The organism is Candidatus Tremblayella phenacoccinincola, from assembly GCF_009805595.3.
Lineage (GTDB): Bacteria > Pseudomonadota > Gammaproteobacteria > Burkholderiales > Burkholderiaceae > Tremblaya > Tremblaya phenacola_D.
The window spans coordinates 35,143-53,071 of the sequence record NZ_VMQO03000001.1; the positions used below are offsets into that span (position 1 = coordinate 35,143).

The window sequence follows — 17,929 nt, forward strand, 5'->3', positions numbered from 1 at the left end:
TAGCTTAAAACAGATATAGAGAAACAGGTTTAGTAAGTAATCATAACAGCAATCACATAACGCTCGTTTAATAATATAAAGACAGCTGGTTCTCAACAAGATATATAGATAATATTAGTTATTTAGTTGGTAGTTTGGTTCTGTGGAACAGCTATATAGTTGTATAAGAAGTTATGGAGGTTAACTTATGGCTATTGGTTTATGATATGATGATGTTGCTGCTGAAATGCTATGCTGTTCATATATAACACATTAACTAATTCTAAAGAGCTTTTTAGAACTACTAAACCTAACTTAGTAAATATATATATATGCGGAGTTACAACATATGATCTATGTCATTTAGGGCATGGACGTACGTTTGTAGCTTTTGATATTATTATTAGATATTTACGTCTTTGTGGTTATAAGGTTAATTATATTCGGAATATTACTGATATTGATGATAAAGTTATATCTAAAGCATTTAAAACTGGAGTACAAAGTAAGAACTTAAGTAAAAGTATGATAACGGAAATGTATAAGGACTTTAAGATAGTTAATGCTTTGCAACCTAACCATGAGCCTTGTGCTACTAAAACCATAAAACATATCATTGACTATGCTTTTATGTTAATTAAAAAGAAATATGCTTATCTCAATACCAATGGAGAAGTGATATATTCAGTTAAAACTACTAACAGCTACGGTTTATTATCTCGACAGCCAATTAAATATCTTAATGTAAATAAGCTTAAAAACCTTAATAATAAGCGCAGCTATAATGACTTTGTTTTGTGGAAAAAGCCTAAACCTGGAGAACCAAGTTGGGTTTCACCTTGGGGTTTTGGACGGCCTGGTTGGCATATAGAATGTTCAGCTATTAGTCATAAATATTTAGGAGCTAACATTGAAATCCATGGTGGAGGTTTAGACTTAGTTTTTCCCCACCATGAGAATGAACTAGCCCAAGCTACTAGCGCTTTTGATGGTTCTTGTGTTAGAATATGGATGCATACTGGCATATTAGTATTAAATAATGAAAAGATGTCGAAAGCATTAAATAACTCAATTAAGCTTCGAGAAGTCCTTAAATACTATGATGTCGAAACTCTAAGGGTTTTATACCTAGCTAGCCATTATAGAAACCCATTAGATTTTAGTATTAAAAAGATAAAAGAATCATTTATTTCTCTAAAGCGTTTATATACTGCACTTAGAGGTACTAACTTTAGAATAAAAGCAGAACTTAAAGAACTTAAAGAAGATATGCTTTCTAGGTTTTTTAATGCTATGAATGATGACTTTAATACTCCAAAAGCTTTTTCAATATTATATTCTATTGCTAAAAGGATAAACTATTTTAAACATAGGAACTTAATATTAGCGAATAAACTAGCAGCTAAATTACGGGGTTTAGGTAATATCTTAGGTTTATTAAGCTCCGAGTCTATTGAGCATGTCTTTGAGGAACATGTTCAAGAAAAGATATTAAATAAAGCAAAGGTTAAGATAATTGAAATAGAAAAACTAATTAAGAAACGTAAGCTAGCTAGATGTAATAAACAATGGCTTTTGGCGGATAATATAAGAAATAAGCTATATGATAGAAACATAGCTCTTGAAGATGAAAAAGAAAAAACAATATGGAGGTTTAAATAGGTTAGCTTAATAAAAGCCAATAAGTGCGCCCTTAGTTCAGTTGGACAGAACAACGGCCTTCTAAGCCGTAGATCACTGGTTCGAGCCCAGTAGGGCGTGCTTTCTTATATTAAACCATATAACCACTAAACACCTTATGTATATAACCACTATAATAAATAATAATAAGATACCCTTTCAATATTATGTTGAGAAAAGACTTGAAGCCGGTATTTCATTACAAGGGTGGGAAGTTAAGGCTCTTAGGTTTAAAAAGATAAGCATTAACAATAGCTATGTTTATATCAAGGAAAGTGAAGCATACATATTTGGTGCTAGCTTTCAGCCTTTATATTTTATATCATGTTCAGGCATAAACTATGAACCATTAAGAAACCGTAAGCTGCTTTTAAATAAAAAAGAGATTGTTCTTTTATATGGCTCAGTATATAAACATAAGGGTTATTCTATAGTAGTTGAATCTTTATATTGGAAAGGCTCTTGGTGTAAAGCTAGTATAGTTTTAGTTAAAGGTAAAAAAGACTACGATAAAAGAAATGATTTAAAAAAGAATAGCTGTTTGTCTAATGCATACTAACCTTTTCATATTCAGTTATTGGGAGGAATCTGAAGAGACATGTGTTATATAGAATTGTCCGCCTATATTAAAAGAAGTCCTCCCATATAGCTATAGCTTTTCCTATAAGTAACTTCCCTGGAAAAGCACCCCAAAAACGACTATCATAGCTTCTAATTAAATAATCACCTATTACAAAATAGTTAAGACTTGGTAAACACCAAACGTATATATTATTACATATGTCTTTTTTAATATGAATGTTTAATCTATTATGAATGCTTAAACTACTATAGATATAACTCTTTTGGTCTTTAAGCTTTTGTATATAACTATTTATTATTCCTTTATAGTTTATGAATATCTTTTTAATATGCTTATTATATATTACTTTATCACCAGGTAACCCTAATATCCTTTTGATATAGCTAGAAGCTTTAAAAGGATATTTTACTACAACTATAGTTCCTCGCTTCTTAATAAAACCATAAGAAAGCTTTTTAACTACAGCTAAACCTCCAGAGAATAATGTTGGAACCATTGACTTTGAGTTAATACAGCATAGTTCAAATATAAATGCATTTACTGAATATAATAATATAATAACTATCATAGACCTTATTATGTTAAGCTTATTATTCATATACTTCCTCTTAGATACAACCCCAAATAGAATATGATTATCTGTTTAGTTAGGTTTAACAGCTCTTTGTCTTAACAGCTATTTTAAAGCTAATATGTTTATTATCTTATTAGGAATATATATTATTTTATATGCTTTTTTAGTTTTAAAATACCTTAATGCCTTTTCATATAGGTATAGTTTATCTTTTATTAGAGCTTCTCCTATATTCATAGGAACCTCAATAGAACCTCTTACTTTATTATTTATTTGTACTATTATTGATAAGCATATAGGCTCTATGGTTGTTTTGTTTAGATTAAACCAATATAGCTCTTCTATAGCTTTTCTGTTGTTTAGCTCCTTCCATAATATGGAACAAATATGAGGAACAAAAGGACTAATTACTTTTATAGTTAGGTTTAACAGCTCTTTGGATAAAGAATAATCCAACTCTTTTATTTTAGGCATTTTAACTAACTTACTAACTATTTTCATAATAGAGGCTATCGAAGTATTAAATGAATGACGCTCTTTTATATCTTTAACTATATTAATAATAGACTTATTAACCTCCTTGTATAATAACAACTGTTCTTTGTTTAGAGAATTAACATCAAAAGGCAAAACATATCTTAGTTCTACATGCTCATATACAATCTTCCATACTTTATTTAAAAACCGATATGAACCTTCTATTCCTGACTGCTTCCAAATAATATCTATGTTAGCAGGAGCAGCAAACATAATAAATAATCGTAAAGCATCAGCGCCATATATTTCTAATACTTTTCCTGGACATGTACCATTATTTTTAGACTTTGACATCTTATGAATACCTGCATGTTTGACCTCATTACCATCTAAATCAAAAAGCTTAGTTAGCTTGTCTTTATTATTATATCTAGTAACTACGTTTAGTGGAGAAACCCATTTAATGCTTTTATCAACATAGTAAAAAGCTTCCGCTAAAACCATCCCTTGACAAAAGAGTTTTCTTACTGGCTCTTTATAGCTAAACCCAACTAACCCAGCATCTCTTAATAGTTTATAATAAAGCCTAAAATATAATAAATGCATAATTGCATGCTCTATTCCACCTATATATTGATCAACAGGTAACCAATAGTTTGTTGCTTTTATATCTATCATGCTTTTTCTAAAGTCTGGGCAAACATAACGAATGTAATACCACGAAGACTCTAAAAAGGTATCAAAGGTATCAGGTTCACGATAAACATCTTTTCCTTTATATATTACTTTATACCATTTTACATTCTTTTTTATATTAGTTACTAACATATAGCTATTTACTAATAGGCTTTCATCCAATAATATAGGTAATTCTTTAGCTGCTACAGGAACTACCTTTTTAGGTTTTAATAGCATTGGCATAGGAACTCCCCAAATACGCTGTCTAGAAATACACCAGTCTTTTAAGCTATAGTTTATCTTTTGGTTACATTTATTAGTTTTAATTAACTTATTCATTATAGCTTCAGGCTTTTGAGGGTTACCATATGTTGATTTGTTTTCAATACATATTTCAGTTGGCAGTCTATGGTTTATAGCAAAGCTAAAATCTTCTATATATATAGAAGGAATACCTATACTAATACCTGTTCCATAGTCTTTTATTATATGCTTAACTACCCAAACTGATAGCTTTATATTTGTTAATGGGTTTATAGCATAAAGATCTGTATTTAGTTCTTCTTGATAACTATGGGGTTCCCCTAGCTTAGTTTTTAAACAGCCTGTAATAAACCCTTTTACCTCTTTTACGTTCTTTTTAAGAGCTAATAAAGATAAGCAATGGTAAACTGATATATATATATATGTAGCTTTTAACAAGAGTTCTGGGTTTATAGCATATATATTTAAACTATTATCTTTAGCTTCTATATTAAATACTATACCTATGCCTTTAGATTTACCTATCCAGCTTCTTTGCATATCTTTTATGTTTATTGGCCAATAGGTTAAATAGGCTAGTTCTTTTAATAGGTCATCTGCATATGAAGTTATTTTAATAAACCATTGCGAAAGCCTTTTAAAAGCTATAGAGTTATTACACCTCCAACAGCAACCATTAACAGCCTGTTCATTTGCTAATACAGTTTTATCAGTAGGACACCAATTAACAACTGTTTTGCTTTTATATGCTAACTCCTTATTATATAGAAATACATATAGCCATTGCTCCCATATATAAAACTCTGGTTTGCATGTGATAAGTTCTCGAGACCAGTCAAAGCTAAAACCCATAGGCTTTAGCTGCTTTCTCATATACTTTATATTATTATATGTCCATTCAGAAGGGATACTTTTATTATTAACTGCCGCACTTTCCGCAGGTAAACCAAAAGCGTCCCATCCAATCGGATTCAAAACAGATATTCCTTGCATACGTTGGTATCTAGCTATAGTGTCTCCTATTGTATAGTTTCGTATATGACCCATATGAAGCTTACCAGAAGGATAAGGCAACATAGATAAACAATAATGCTTTTCTTTTTCAATAGACTCAGTAGCTTTGAATATCTGGCTTTTCCCCCAATATTCTTGAACATTAGCTTCTATTTCTTTATGGTAATATAGGACATCCATAGCTTATTAACGTTTGTTTAGGGTTTTATGCATCTAGGCTAAACCACGAAGCTACTATTGAAACAACCAATGGTTTATGTTGTAGCTAAAGGACTAGCTGTATAGGTTTATAGATACATTCTTTATTGTACTAAGGAACTGTTGTTAGAGACTCTAGAGGGAGAAGTACTTCTAGCATATACCGAGGTGGCGGAATAGGTAGTCGCGTTACTTTGAGGTGGTAATGCTTTATAAGCATACGGGTTCAAGCCCCGTCCTCGGTATTATATAATAAACATAATACACATCTAAAGCGGAGTGGAGCAGTTTTGGTAGCTCATCGGGCTCATAACCCGAAGGTCGTTGGTTCAACTCCAACCTCCGCAACTACAGCTAACTTCCCTTCCTAGCTAGGAGCTCTTGGTTTATTAGGAGAAGGTAGGAGAGGAGAGAGTTAACAGCTATAGCTATTAAAGAGCTTCTCTCTCCCCTCTCTTATATATACTTCTACTTCTAACTAACCTTCTCCTCTTCTCTCCTTTCCCTTTCCTTATTCTTATCCACCTTTCTCCTCTCCTTTCTCCCCCCAGGCTTCCCCCTCAACACATCCAAACATTCCTCTCCTTTCATACCGCTAACTATAGTTCCAATAGCTACAGCAGCTATAATAGATTCTAGCTACTACAAACCACAAACATCTCTGATGAACCAACCCTTGACGTCTCGGATCTTTCAAATATTAAGAACTTAAAATAGTACTTAAACAACTCACTAATAGCTTCTCGATATTGAGGAAAGAACCTATACAGTAGCTTCCCTTTCTTACTCAGAAACCTAGAAGTAAAAGCTAATAAACTCTCAAGCCCTGCTTTGTCAACACATCTAGCTCTTGGAACACTAGCACTAGAACAAACGTCTGCAAGAATAAGATTGAACTTAGAGGACTTAATGGTTAACCCCATCCCCATTTCAACCTCAAGTCTGGTTTGGAAGTTGCAGTCTGTGTAGTCTCCGTTAATAAAATATACACCGCTTATGCTTTCCATTTGTAGCTTATCAATAGCAACAACCTTGTACGTTCCACTGCTAGTCCTTTTTTTAACCTCCAATACATACTGACTCCAACCTCCAGGTGAAGCACCTAAGTCTAATATTGTGGTACTTTTCTCAATAAGCCTATATTTGTCATTTATATTCTTCAGAGCAACCACAGAGTTTGTTCTATAGTCTTGAGTTCTTGTTTTTCTAATAGATAATTCCTTAGTGTAACGCTTGAACCAGCTGTACGTCTTGAAGTCCTTGCTCATATACTAATTCCTGCTACTGTTTGAAGTTTACAAGTCCTTAATCTATTAACAGACAAACAACCTTCCACAAATGCTAGCCCACCTCTAATAGTAGAATAATAAGGAACTCCTGTTGTTTTAGCAATGAGCCTGAGAGAAGCGTTACGTTTGGATGTTGAAATAACCACTGTTACTCCTTCTTCTATAGACTCGGATTCTTTTATATTTAAACCTTTGCTCCTAATAGCTTTTGATGTATGCTTTGTTCCGAATAGCTTAAAACCTAAGTTCGAAAGTAGCCGTGCGATCTGAGATATACGCAGCTTTTCTTTGTTGTCCGTGTTGAATAAAACTCCTTTAGATTCTGATATATCAAACCCACATGAAGCTTGAGACTTAAGCCAGGCTTCCCCAAATGTTCTTCCTACTCCCATCACTTCTCCGGTTGATCTCATTTCTGGACCTAACATTGGATCAATATGAGGGAACTTGGCGAACGGAAGCACAGATTCTTTAATGGTGCATCTGGTTGTTTTAACGATAATATTAGTTTCGAAACCTAAGGTTCCTTTAACCATTACTCTTGTAGCAAGGTTCACTAGAGGTAACCCAATAGATTTAGAAACGTATGGTATTGTTCTGGCAGCTCTAGGATTAACCTCAAGAACAAATATCCTTTCATCATTGGTTCCTAAACTCTGTATTGCAAACTGGATATTCATCAGACCAACTATTTTGAACACTTTTGCTAGCTTCTGTGTCTGTTCTTTAAGATTCATAATGGTGTTTGGACTAATTGAACGTGGAGGCAAGGAATTAGCTGAGTCTCCAGAATGTACACCTGCCTGTTCAACATGCTCCATAATGCCAGGTATAATAATATTAACACCATCGCATACACAGTCAATGTCACACTCTACAGCTTCAGTTAGAAACCGTTCTATAAGAACCTTTGGAAACTCTAAGCTGTTAGCATGATTAACACACCAACGTAAATCGGCTTCATCATGCAATATCTTCATGTTACTACCACCTAGAACATACGAAGGTCTTACTATCACAGGATACCCAAGCTCTCTAACTTTTGCTATGGACTCTTCCTTTGAGTTAGCTATAAAACTCTTCGGTTGTTTGAGTGATGTTCTGCTGATTGCTATCTTGAATTGTTCTCTGTTTTCTGTTAGCTCTATAGCTTTCGCTGAAGAACCTAAAAGTCTTATGGATCTTTTGTTTAAGGACTTTGCAATTCTTAAAGGTGTTTGACCTCCGAACTGGATTATGACTAGACAGGGCTTTTCTTTAATAGAAACTTCTTCTACGTCTTCAATAGTTAACGGTTCAAAATAAAGCTTGTTTGGAATATCATAGTCAGTTGAAACAGTCTCAGGGTTGCAGTTAATCATTATAGACTCAAAACCTCGGTTCTTTAGTGCGATAACAGAATGAACGCAACAATAATCAAACTCTAAACCCTGACCGATTCTATTTGGACCACTTCCTATTACTGCCACCTTATTATTAACTCCTGGGTTTGACTCACAGACTCCTTCATATGTTGAATACAGATAAGCTGTTTTAACTGGAAACTCAGCAGCGCAAGTGTCAATGCGTTTATAAGAGGGGAACACATTTAAGGCTCTTCTCATATAGACTACGATATCTTCACTAACATTCCAAAGCTTAGAAACCAAATGGTCAGAAAGACCAAGCTGTTTAATTGTTCGCCATTCTCTCCTAGAAACAGAATTACATCTTTGACCCAGCAGTCTTACTTCAACGGTTGAGAAGTGCTTAAAGTAAAACAGGAACCATTTGTCAATACAGGTTCTTTCATATATTAGGTTAATTCCTAAACCAACTCTAAAAGCTTTCATAATGTATAATAGCCTTTTTGGACCAGGAAATGAAAGGAAGGTTAGTATTTTCTCAATGTTCACTTGTAGTTCCAACACATGGACATCATAATCTAAACTTCTTAATGACTTCTGGAAAGACTCTGGAAAGCTTCGACCAATTGCCATTACTTCTCCGACTGACTGCATTTGGGTATTGAGAACTGGCTCTACCCCTGGAAACTTTTCAAACGTAAACCTTGGTAACTTAGTAACTATATAGTCCACTGTTGGTTCGAAAGCCGCTGGAATACAACCGCTGGTGGATCTGTTCTTAAGTTCTTCTAAAGAATAACCTACCGCCAGTTTGGTAGATATCCTTGCAATCGGAAACCCAGTTGCTTTTGAGGCCAACGCTGAAGACCTTGAGACTCTTGGGTTCATTTCTACCACTACCATCCGCTCACTTTGGGGACAAAGCGCAAACTGCACGTTACAACTTCCAGACTGGATTCCTGCTTGGTTTACTATTGCAAATGCTGCCTTCCTCATCGATTGATATTCCTTATCTGTGAGAGTCTGAGCGGGTGCCACTGTCATTGAATCTCCAGTATGTATTCCCATAGGATCAATATTTTCAATAGTACACACCACCATACAGTTATTATTATAGTCCTTCACTATTTCCAGCTCATATTCTTTCCAACCAAGAAGCGACTCTTCTATTAATACTTCACTAACAGGAGACATCCTAAACCCAGCTTTGCATATGGCTACAAACTCTCTTTTGTCATATGCAACACCACCTCCAGCTCCCCCTAAAGTAAACGATGGTCTAACAATGATTGGATGTGTCTTGCTAGTTTTACTTTCGATATCAGCTCTTACCCTAAGTGCTTCGTCCACAGTATGAGCTAGTCCTGATAACGCAGAGTTGAGTCCTAAGCTTTTAACAAGATTCTTAAACAGCTGTCTATTCTCTGTACGTTCGATGGAGTCAGGAGTTACCCCGATACACTCTATGTCCAAGTCTTTAAGAACAGAAGTATTGTTAAGCTCTCGTAAACAATTTAAAGCTGTTTGTCCTCCCATTGTTGCCAAGATTGCGTCTGGCTTTTCTTTACGTAGTATCTCAGCTATCGTTTTAACATTCATTGGTTCTATGTAGGTAGAGTGTGCTAGGTTGGGATCTGTCATTATTGTCGCAGGGTTGCTATTTATCAGTGAGACTCTTAAACCTTCTTCGAACAATGCTTGGCATGCTTGGGTTCCTGAATAATCAAACTCACACGCTTGTCCTATAGTAATCGGACCTGCACCTAGCACAACAATACTATTGATATCTGTTCTCTTAGGCATCTATTATTCCACACTGTTGACTACGGTTATGAAGGCATCAAACAGATATTCTATATCTTTGGGACCTGCACATGCTTCTGGATGTCCTTGAAAGCTTAACGTTAAATACGTATAGGTCTCCAACCCTTGGACTGATTCATCGAATAAAGATATATGTGATATCCTGAAAGCATCGTTTAGAGAGGCTGGTTCAATGGTAAAGCTATGGTTCTGAGCTGTGGTTACTACAGCCCCGCTGTTTAGATCTTTAACCGGATGGTTGGTGCCATGATGTCCAAACCTCAAGCGTTTAGTTTTTGCACCCAAGGAAAGAGAAGTAACTTGGTGCCCGAAACAGATACCTAACATAGGAATCCTAGAATGTATTAGCTTTTTAACGTTTGAGATTATATCTGGGTTTATGCTAGGACTACCAGGTCCATTAGATAAAACTATTCCATCCACAGCTAGGTTCAAAATGTCCTTACAGTTGACGTAAGCAGATACAACATAAACTATACAGCTTCTATCCATAAGACATCGCAAAATGCTGAACTTTAACCCGAAGTTTAAAACTATGACTTTATGTTTATGTTCTAAGCAGTTTCTTTTGGAATGCCAAACAACAGAATTACCATTGAATGTTTCTTTCGCTAAGTCTCTCGTAGATATGTCTATTGAAACTCTAGCAACATCAACAGCTATCTGATTAGCGTTCCTACTGGTTATAGCGCATCCTTTGATAACACCTCGAGTTCTTAAGAGTTGAGTTAACAACCTTGTGTTGACTCCAGACAAAGCTACCATTCCTGTTTTCCTAAGCTTTTTGTATAAGGAGCTCATTATTCTGACACCAGATTGAAAAGCAGAAAACGAACGTACAATGATTCCTGAAGCGTAAGCTCTTTGAGACTCAACATCAGTATTATTTATACCTGAGTTTCCAATGTGCGGGAAGGTGAATACAATTAGTTGTCCAAGGTAACTTGGATCGGTAATAATTTCTTGGTAGCCAGTTATAGAAGTATTAAATATTAGTTCACCAGTGATGATGCCTTTTGCTCCAACTGATCTACCTTGCAATACTGCACCATCCTCTAATCCCAAGACTGCATCCAATACGAACCTCATTTAGTTATAGGGTTTCTGTTAATAAAAAGATAAAAGATAATAAACCATCCATACTGGAGGCAACTATGATTTCAAAAGTTAGGTATGTTATATTAGATTCTGAGACTACAGGTTTAAATGTGCTGTCCGATAGAATTGTAGAGTTAGGATGCGTAGAGGTAATGGAAGGTTCAGTCACTGGAAACTATTTTCATAGTTACATTAACCCAGGCTATTCAAATACTCCTGAAGCTTTTAAAATACACGGCTTGAAAGATTCCTTTCTTAGAAAACAACCTAGGTTTAAGGAGGTAGCTGATAGGTTTTTGCTTTTATATACGGAGCAGTAATAGTAGCCCACAATGCTTCATTCGATGTTAACTTCATAGACAAAGAGTTAGTCAGTATAGGCTATCTGCCAACTGCTCGGTTCATCTTAGGAATAATAGATACTCTCACAATAGCTAAGATATTATTACCTAATAAGCGTAGTTCTTTAGACTATTTGTGTGATAGGTTCAAGATTCCAAGAGCCAAAAGAATAAAGCATGGAGCTCTGATAGATGCAAAGCTTTTAGCAGATGTCTTTATAGCATTGAATAAACTCAAAGCAGCAACAGCAGGGTTTAGAGATGGGAGTGTTCCTGTTGATCGTACGTCTCTTTGTAAATGTTTAGCTCTTATAGAGGTTAGTAACAGTGAACTGCAGTTACATCAGAACATCCTTAACGAAATAAATAGACTTACGGTTGGTTGTTGCATTTGGTAGTTGGAACCAAAAGCATATAGCTAACCAATAGCTGAAGGCATCTAAAAGGATTAGGTTTAGGTTAGGTAGGTTCTCGAGAGGATGGTGTGTTGTTTGTGTGTGTGGTTGGGAAGATAAAGGTAGGAAGGGATGAGAGGAGGAAGAGTGTGTGTGAAGAAGAAGGTTGAAGAAGAAGGTTGAAGAAGAAAGGAGAAAGGGGGGAGATCTGTGAAAGGAAGGTAGGAAGGGGAAGGAGTTGCTTTCTAAACTCTTTTGGGAGATGGTTGGGGGGAAAGTCTGGGGGGAAGGGGGGTTAGTGGAAGTATTTCTTTAGTGGTGGTTTAGGTATTGGTAGTTCAGGTGAATACTTTCATTGGGGTTGGAGTTGGAGTTGGAGTTGGAGTTGAGTTGAGTTGGGTTGGAAGAGATCCCCTTTTTCTATGCTAGAACAGGCTGACAGTAGGAAAGAACATCTCAGCCTGACAAGACTACTGTGCACCCGATGGAGAAGCTTGGGGTGGAAGGCAGTCGAAGAAGCTACTGTACTCTCTCTCACACACACACACACACACATATATAAAACCCCACACATATATAAAACCCCTCTCTCCTACCCCTCCTCCTACCTCCTCCTTCTCTTCCCTTCCCTTTCCCTATACCCTTTCCCTATACCCTTTCCCTATACCCTTTCCCTTTCACTATTACTATTACTATTACTATTACTATTACTATCACCATCACACATTTCCCCCCACATCCTCCCCACACACACACCTCTCTATATACACCTACATCTACACTACAATACACCTACACTACACCTACAATACACCTACACTACATCTACATCTACTTCTACTTCTACTTCTACTTCTACTTCTATACCTCTACTTCTCCTCTCTAACCCCCATGAAACCCCACACAACCCACACACCCCCTTTTCCCTTCCTATTCTTATTCCCCTCCCCCCTTTTCCCTTCTCAATACCCTTCCTATACCACCTTACCTTACCTTATTCCTATCCTTTTCCCTTCTCAATACCTTTCCTAATACCACCCCTCCCCTTTCCTAATACCACCCCTCCTACCTTCCTCTCTATGGACAAACCATATAAACTACCAACACATAATTCCTTGTAGTCCAGATGGAGAAGCTGGTTTCCTCGGGGTTTCCCAAAGCTCAGCTTTCAGTATTTTAAACATATCGATTCAAATCCGACTCTGGATAACAAAACAAAAAGGAACATAGCTTATCTCCAACTGGAGGCTTGAACTATGATAAAGATAAACAAGTTCATTGTAGTTCTGTTGGTAATTCTCTGTGGACATCTGTTTGGTAAAGCATCTAGCAACACCAGCTAACATTGGCTTTTAGTATAGCCTCCCTGCCTCAACACATCCTCCCCCCCCCACTAGCTTACCTTAACTCTGTTGAGACAGACTGATGTGGAGATGGTGGGAATCGAACCCACGTCCAAAAGTAAAGCTCGGTTAGTTCTACATGCTTAATCTTACACTAGCTTTTCCAATACACTACGCATATATTAAAGAAGAAACTTTAGAGTCTGATTCTTTGTTCTAATGTGTAACAACTGTCATTAGATGTTAACTTAAACCTCTTCTTGTTTGCATTTGCGTGTTTCTTCTTTTTCTTAAGGAACACTTTGATCCCCCGAAGTTGGAACCATACGCATGCACTAACCTTTCTTTAGCTTTTGTCGAAGCCTTTGACATCCCCCAGACTTACCTTACTACAGCAACTCAACTTCTATTAACTTCTTAACTCTATAGGATTAGTACATATGAAACCTAAAATGAACCAGCTTTTCCAACAACAGCAACAACCGTTAACCCAATGGATCAAACAACCACAACAGATATATGAACAACAAAATACTAATATGGATAAGTAACCTAAGCTGTAAGGTGTTGTTACTTGTTACTTCAATAGCAGTTTTAGTGTTCCAGGCTTTTACATTGGATTCTTCAGAAGCATGCACTATCGACAACGAGAGGTTTGATATGGTTCAATATAACTACGAATACTCCAAAGCTTTTCCAACCACAACCACAAGCAATACAGAAGCTAGGACCAACCAATTAACAACCGTTGCTCCAAAAGAACATAGTAATGAGAATGATTGGATAAACTCTGTTGTAGACTCAGTCATCGGACCCAGTGAAACAGATCAGCTAATATCCACTGACAAACGTGCTGCTATCCGAGAGCTGTTGGATAACTTGGACTTACCGAAAGCTATATATTCAATAATGCACAACATCATTACCCAAATCAAACAGCTAATCCCAATAGTTGAGTCTGACTTCTTATCTGAAAAGCAAGTAAGCTTCACTCAAAGGGACAGACTCATGCAAACACTGCAAAAGTATTGTGAGAAAGATATATGTAACAAATCAATAGAATCCTTAAAGACTCCAGACTTCTGGAACAATGCAGTTAGTGCACAAAGTTCTGCCTTCTCCAAATATTACACCATTGAAGAAATAAAAGACCTGACCACATTTTACAAAAGCAGCGTAGGTAGAAAATACCTAGCCGTACAGCCTCAAGTTGGTCATGATATAATGGAAGAGCTGCTGAGAAAATATGCTTCGGAAGTATTAAGGAATGTTCGAACCGAAGTTGAAAAAGAAGTGAGGAACTTATTAAACACCATCGAATAAAGAATGCAAGCCTGCAACACCAACATTCACTTACGTTACCTTCGCTATCGCATAGACCTGGTGGACAAAATACTAGTTAAACTATTGGAAGCTCGCATTAAGGTAGCTTCAAAAGTTGGTAGAATTAAAATAACATTGAGCTCTCCGATAACAAACTCTTCTCGGGAAAGGCAAGTAATAAGTAATCTGATTAACAGTTGTAAGTCAGCCAATATATTGAAGGTTAAAGATCTTAGAGATACATGGAAAAGAATTATCAGCATAAGCAAAAGAAACGAAGGACACTCTGTTACTTCTTTTTACGGTTCACCAGGAAGTCACACACACACTGTAATAGCTAAGTGTTTCGATAAACCAACGGTGAGCTTTCCATTCTCCTTGATAGCTGAGACACCGTTTATTATATATAGTAGCCTGAACACCAGTTTGCCTTTCAGAAACAACTGTAGTGGCTTGCTGCATACAGCTCTATCCACGATGAACAACCATAACATACATTTCCAGAACTACATAAGTCATCGTATATACCAACATTTAGTGTTAAGTCCTTCCAATAAGTATATGCTGGCTGTTACTCAAGTCCATGCATACAATCAATCAAAGCAATGGAACGGTAGAAATAAGCATACTATGTATACAATAATGAGTACTTCAAAGGCTGCAAAAGTAAGCTGTATATGTAAAAGTATGTTGTCCATTTCTGGTAGAAGCATTTCCTCTAAGTATAGTATTGAAAGCTTAGAACCAGTTCAAGATCGCTGGAATAACAGAACGTCTTTTCTGGAACTACAACATAAAGCTATACGCATGTATAAAAGCAAGAAAGTACGCTACATCCTTTTAACACATAGCAATAAAAACTGTAGGGATCTGCTGTTACTTCTGTTAGCTGTAATAAAACAAAATGTTGAGCTGTTGGACTGTGGTGTAATCATATACAAAAGGCTGTTACTTTTATTATGTAAACGAAATGATAATCTGTCTTCCAAACCTTTAAGAATGATATCTATTAGTAAGAAGGTAGGCTTTTACACCAACAGTTAATATATTTGAAATCTATACTAACAAAACCTTCAAGTAGAATTTATGGTGCAACAAGACAAGCTCCTGGTTCCAAAAGTGTATCTAATAGAATACTGCTCCTATCTTCTTTAACACCCACAAAAACCCAACTCAAGAACCTTCTAAAGTCTGAAGATACCAACGTAATGATAAATGCTATAAATATATTTGGAGCAAGAGTTCAGCGTAGACAGCCAGAATGGTCTATCCATAAGCTAACACTACTATCAAGTAAGCATAGTGAGATATTTCTAGGTAACTCAGGAACGTCAGCAAGATGTCTAAGTGCTATTCTTTCTGGTTACCAAGGCAATTACTTTCTATACGGGTTGCAAAGAATGCATGAAAGACCGTTTCAAGATATGCTGTTAAGTTTAAGAACTATAGGTTCCAACATTAAGCACTTGTTCAGGCCTTCCTGTTTACCGTTGTTTATTCGACCTTTAGCAACGGTGAAAGATTCTATCAGAGTGTTGCTTGATGGAAGTACATCGAGTCAATATATAACAGCTCTCTTAATGACTCTGTCCATGTACAAAAGTAAGCTCGGCAAAAGAGTTACCTTGTTAATACATAGCATAGTTACTTCTAAACCGTACGTAAATATGACGCTGCTTTTATTGGAAAGTCTTGGTATGATAGTTCATAGATATGGGTGGAAGTCTTTCTCAACATGCATTATAACTAAACGATACAAAGGTCCTTCATTCTGTATAGAAATGGATTTATCATCAGCTTCATACTACCTCATTTTGGGATTGGTAAACCGAAGTAACCTGAAGCTTCTTAGTATTTGTCTCTATAATATTCAAGGTGACATCTTCTTAGTGTGTATCTTAAAAAGGATGGGATGCAGCTTTCTGGTGACAAGAACTGACGTCAGTATTTTTAAACAAGCAAGAAAGTTACTTCCATTGAGTATAGCCTGTCATTCAATACCTGACGTTTCAATGGTTCTTCTTATCGTAACGTTAATAACTACCTGTAGTGTTAAACTAAGCGGTATAAGAAGCTGGAGGTTTAAGGAAACTGATAGAATGTTGGCAATGTCTATGGAGTTAAGAAAGCTTGGAGTAGTAGTTGAATGTGGAATTGATTTCATCTCTGCGTATTCCTCACCCACCAATCAATTAAACAAAGAAAGCACCATCAACGTGAAAACATATGGAGATCATCGTATAGCAATGTGTTTCGCTGTTATCAGTTCGCAAGGAGTTAACGTTAGAATAATGAATCATCAATGCATAAACAAAACCTTCCCTAGCTACTTTTACGTATACAATAGCTTAGCTGGTTAAGGCCAAAGCTAGGTTGCATTAAAGCATTATGGTTTTAGACAACCAATAAAACACCCCCCACACTATGAATGAGCTACTAAACTTGCTTCAAGAATATTACAAGTACTATGATGTCAGTTCCGGGTCTATTATATCTGCGACAGTCATAGCCATCAATAACAGGTTTGTAGCTGTTAGAGCTGGTCTTAAATCTGACACATGCATTCCAATTGAAGAGTTCCTTAACTATGCCAACGAATTAGAGGTTAAAGTTGGCGCTCTTGTTCCAGTATATTTTGAAGATCTTGAATCAGATGACGGTAACATTTCACTATCTAGAATCAAGGCAAAGAAGCTAACTTCCTGGGTAGCATTAGAAAAGTCCTTAAACCATAAAGAATATGTTGTTGGAAATATTGTTAACAGAGTGAAAGGAGGAATGACTGTGGTAGTTAATGGTTTGGCTGCCTTTCTACCTGGTTCTCTAATTGATTTAAAACCAGTGAAGGATGCTGAGAAGTATGAAGGCAAGAGGTTTAAGTTTCACGTTATCAAATTAGATAAGAAGCGAAACAACATTGTTCTGTCTAGAAGATCTGTTCTGGAATCTTACCAACTTGAAAAACGTAAGAAGCTGTTTTCCTCATTGAAAGAAGACGTGGTGGTGAGAGGTACCGTTAAAAATATTACAGACTACGGAGCTTTCATAGACTTAGGAGGTTTAGATGGCTTGTTGCATATAACTGATATCTCTTGGCGACGTATCAAGCATCCTAGTAACGTCCTGTCCTTAGGAGATTTTGTTACTGTAAAAGTGCTTAAGTTCGATAGAATCAAAAAGCGTGTTTCTCTTGGCTTAAAACAATTACATAGCGATCCTTGGGATGGTGTTATAGAACGTTATCCACCAGGCCATAAGGTAAGAGGAAAAATTACAAACATTGCGGATTACGGAGCGTTTGTAGAGATAGAACCCGGTATTGAAGGTTTAGTTCATATCTCTGAAATGAATTGGAAGAATAAAAATATCTTACCAAACAAACTACTAAAGATAGGTCAATCTGTTAACGTTTCAATCATAGACATCTCCAAAACCAGACGGCGCATCAGCTTAGGAATGAAACAATGCATATATAACCCGTGGTTAGTATTCTCAAAGCTTTTCAGAAAGAACGACAGGCTAG

General features: G+C 36.2%; 10 protein-coding genes, 3 tRNA genes, 1 other RNA gene and 2 pseudogenes. 10 read left to right on the plus strand and 6 right to left on the minus strand.

What is annotated here, in order from left to right; translation table 11 throughout:
* Window positions 1-231: 231 nt before the first annotated feature.
* The 3 genes from cysS (at window position 232) to smpB (ending at window position 2,218) form a co-directional block, all read left to right on the plus strand.
* On the plus strand, window positions 232-1,641 hold the full coding sequence (cysS, locus tag FKM95_RS00160; protein WP_159128772.1) for a cysteine--tRNA ligase: 1,410 nt from the start codon (window positions 232-234) through the stop codon (window positions 1,639-1,641).
* A 25-nt stretch (window positions 1,642-1,666) separates the two neighbouring features.
* A tRNA-Arg gene (locus FKM95_RS00165) sits at window positions 1,667-1,740 on the plus strand.
* Between the two features lie 37 nt (window positions 1,741-1,777).
* Window positions 1,778-2,218, plus strand: coding sequence for an SsrA-binding protein SmpB (gene smpB / locus FKM95_RS00170; protein WP_159128771.1), 441 nt, complete (start codon window positions 1,778-1,780; stop codon window positions 2,216-2,218).
* 67 nt (window positions 2,219-2,285) lie between these two features.
* Here smpB and lepB read toward each other — a convergent pair whose 3' ends face one another.
* Together lepB and leuS are read right to left on the minus strand one after the other, a co-directional pair.
* Window positions 2,286-2,840, minus strand: a complete 555-nt coding sequence (gene lepB / locus FKM95_RS00175) for a signal peptidase I (RefSeq protein WP_159128770.1) — start codon at window positions 2,838-2,840, stop codon at window positions 2,286-2,288.
* A gap of 78 nt (window positions 2,841-2,918) precedes the next feature.
* Complete coding sequence (gene leuS / locus FKM95_RS00180; RefSeq protein ID WP_159128769.1) at window positions 2,919-5,429, minus strand: leucine--tRNA ligase; 2,511 nt, start codon at window positions 5,427-5,429, stop codon at window positions 2,919-2,921.
* 180 nt (window positions 5,430-5,609) lie between these two features.
* Here leuS and FKM95_RS00185 point away from each other — a divergent pair.
* Window positions 5,610-5,692: transfer RNA gene (locus FKM95_RS00185), tRNA-Leu, on the plus strand.
* Window positions 5,693-5,720: 28 nt separating this feature from the next.
* Window positions 5,721-5,795 (plus strand) — tRNA-Met (locus FKM95_RS00190).
* 287 nt (window positions 5,796-6,082) lie between these two features.
* Here FKM95_RS00190 and FKM95_RS00195 read toward each other — a convergent pair.
* From FKM95_RS00195 to carA, 3 genes are read right to left on the minus strand one after another with little or no spacing between them, the layout of a single operon-like run.
* Window positions 6,083-6,715, minus strand: a complete 633-nt coding sequence (locus FKM95_RS00195) for an SAM-dependent methyltransferase (protein WP_159128786.1) — start codon at window positions 6,713-6,715, stop codon at window positions 6,083-6,085.
* Complete coding sequence (gene carB / locus FKM95_RS00200; protein WP_159128785.1) at window positions 6,712-9,885, minus strand: carbamoyl-phosphate synthase large subunit; 3,174 nt, start codon at window positions 9,883-9,885, stop codon at window positions 6,712-6,714. The genes FKM95_RS00195 and carB overlap by 4 nt, the downstream gene beginning before the upstream one ends.
* Window positions 9,886-9,888: 3 nt before the next feature.
* Window positions 9,889-10,995, minus strand: coding sequence for a glutamine-hydrolyzing carbamoyl-phosphate synthase small subunit (gene carA / locus FKM95_RS00205; protein ID WP_159128784.1), 1,107 nt, complete (start codon window positions 10,993-10,995; stop codon window positions 9,889-9,891).
* A 65-nt stretch (window positions 10,996-11,060) separates the two neighbouring features.
* On the opposite strand from carA, the pseudogene dnaQ reads away from it, so the two are divergent.
* Window positions 11,061-11,743: pseudogene (dnaQ, locus tag FKM95_RS00210) on the plus strand (DNA polymerase III subunit epsilon).
* A gap of 1,422 nt (window positions 11,744-13,165) precedes the next feature.
* Here dnaQ and ssrA read toward each other — a convergent pair.
* Window positions 13,166-13,459, minus strand: a transfer-messenger RNA (tmRNA) gene (gene ssrA / locus FKM95_RS00215).
* A 143-nt stretch (window positions 13,460-13,602) separates the two neighbouring features.
* Between ssrA and FKM95_RS00220 the strand changes: the two genes are divergently transcribed.
* The 4 genes and pseudogenes from FKM95_RS00220 to FKM95_RS00235 form a co-directional block, all read left to right on the plus strand.
* Window positions 13,603-14,406 carry a DUF2059 domain-containing protein gene (locus FKM95_RS00220; RefSeq protein WP_159128835.1) on the plus strand — a complete coding sequence of 268 codons (804 nt, stop codon included), beginning with the start codon at window positions 13,603-13,605 and terminating at the stop codon, window positions 14,404-14,406.
* Window positions 14,407-14,409: 3 nt separating this feature from the next.
* On the plus strand, window positions 14,410-15,450 hold the full coding sequence (locus tag FKM95_RS00225) for a chorismate mutase (RefSeq protein WP_226338816.1): 1,041 nt from the start codon (window positions 14,410-14,412) through the stop codon (window positions 15,448-15,450).
* A 5-nt stretch (window positions 15,451-15,455) separates the two neighbouring features.
* Window positions 15,456-16,766: a 3-phosphoshikimate 1-carboxyvinyltransferase gene (gene aroA, locus FKM95_RS00230; protein ID WP_159128837.1), complete on the plus strand. Its 1,311-nt coding sequence runs from the start codon at window positions 15,456-15,458 to the stop codon at window positions 16,764-16,766.
* Between the two features lie 64 nt (window positions 16,767-16,830).
* A pseudogene (locus FKM95_RS00235) lies at window positions 16,831-17,856 on the plus strand (S1 RNA-binding domain-containing protein); the annotation flags it as partial.
* Between the last annotated feature and the right edge of the window lie 73 nt (window positions 17,857-17,929).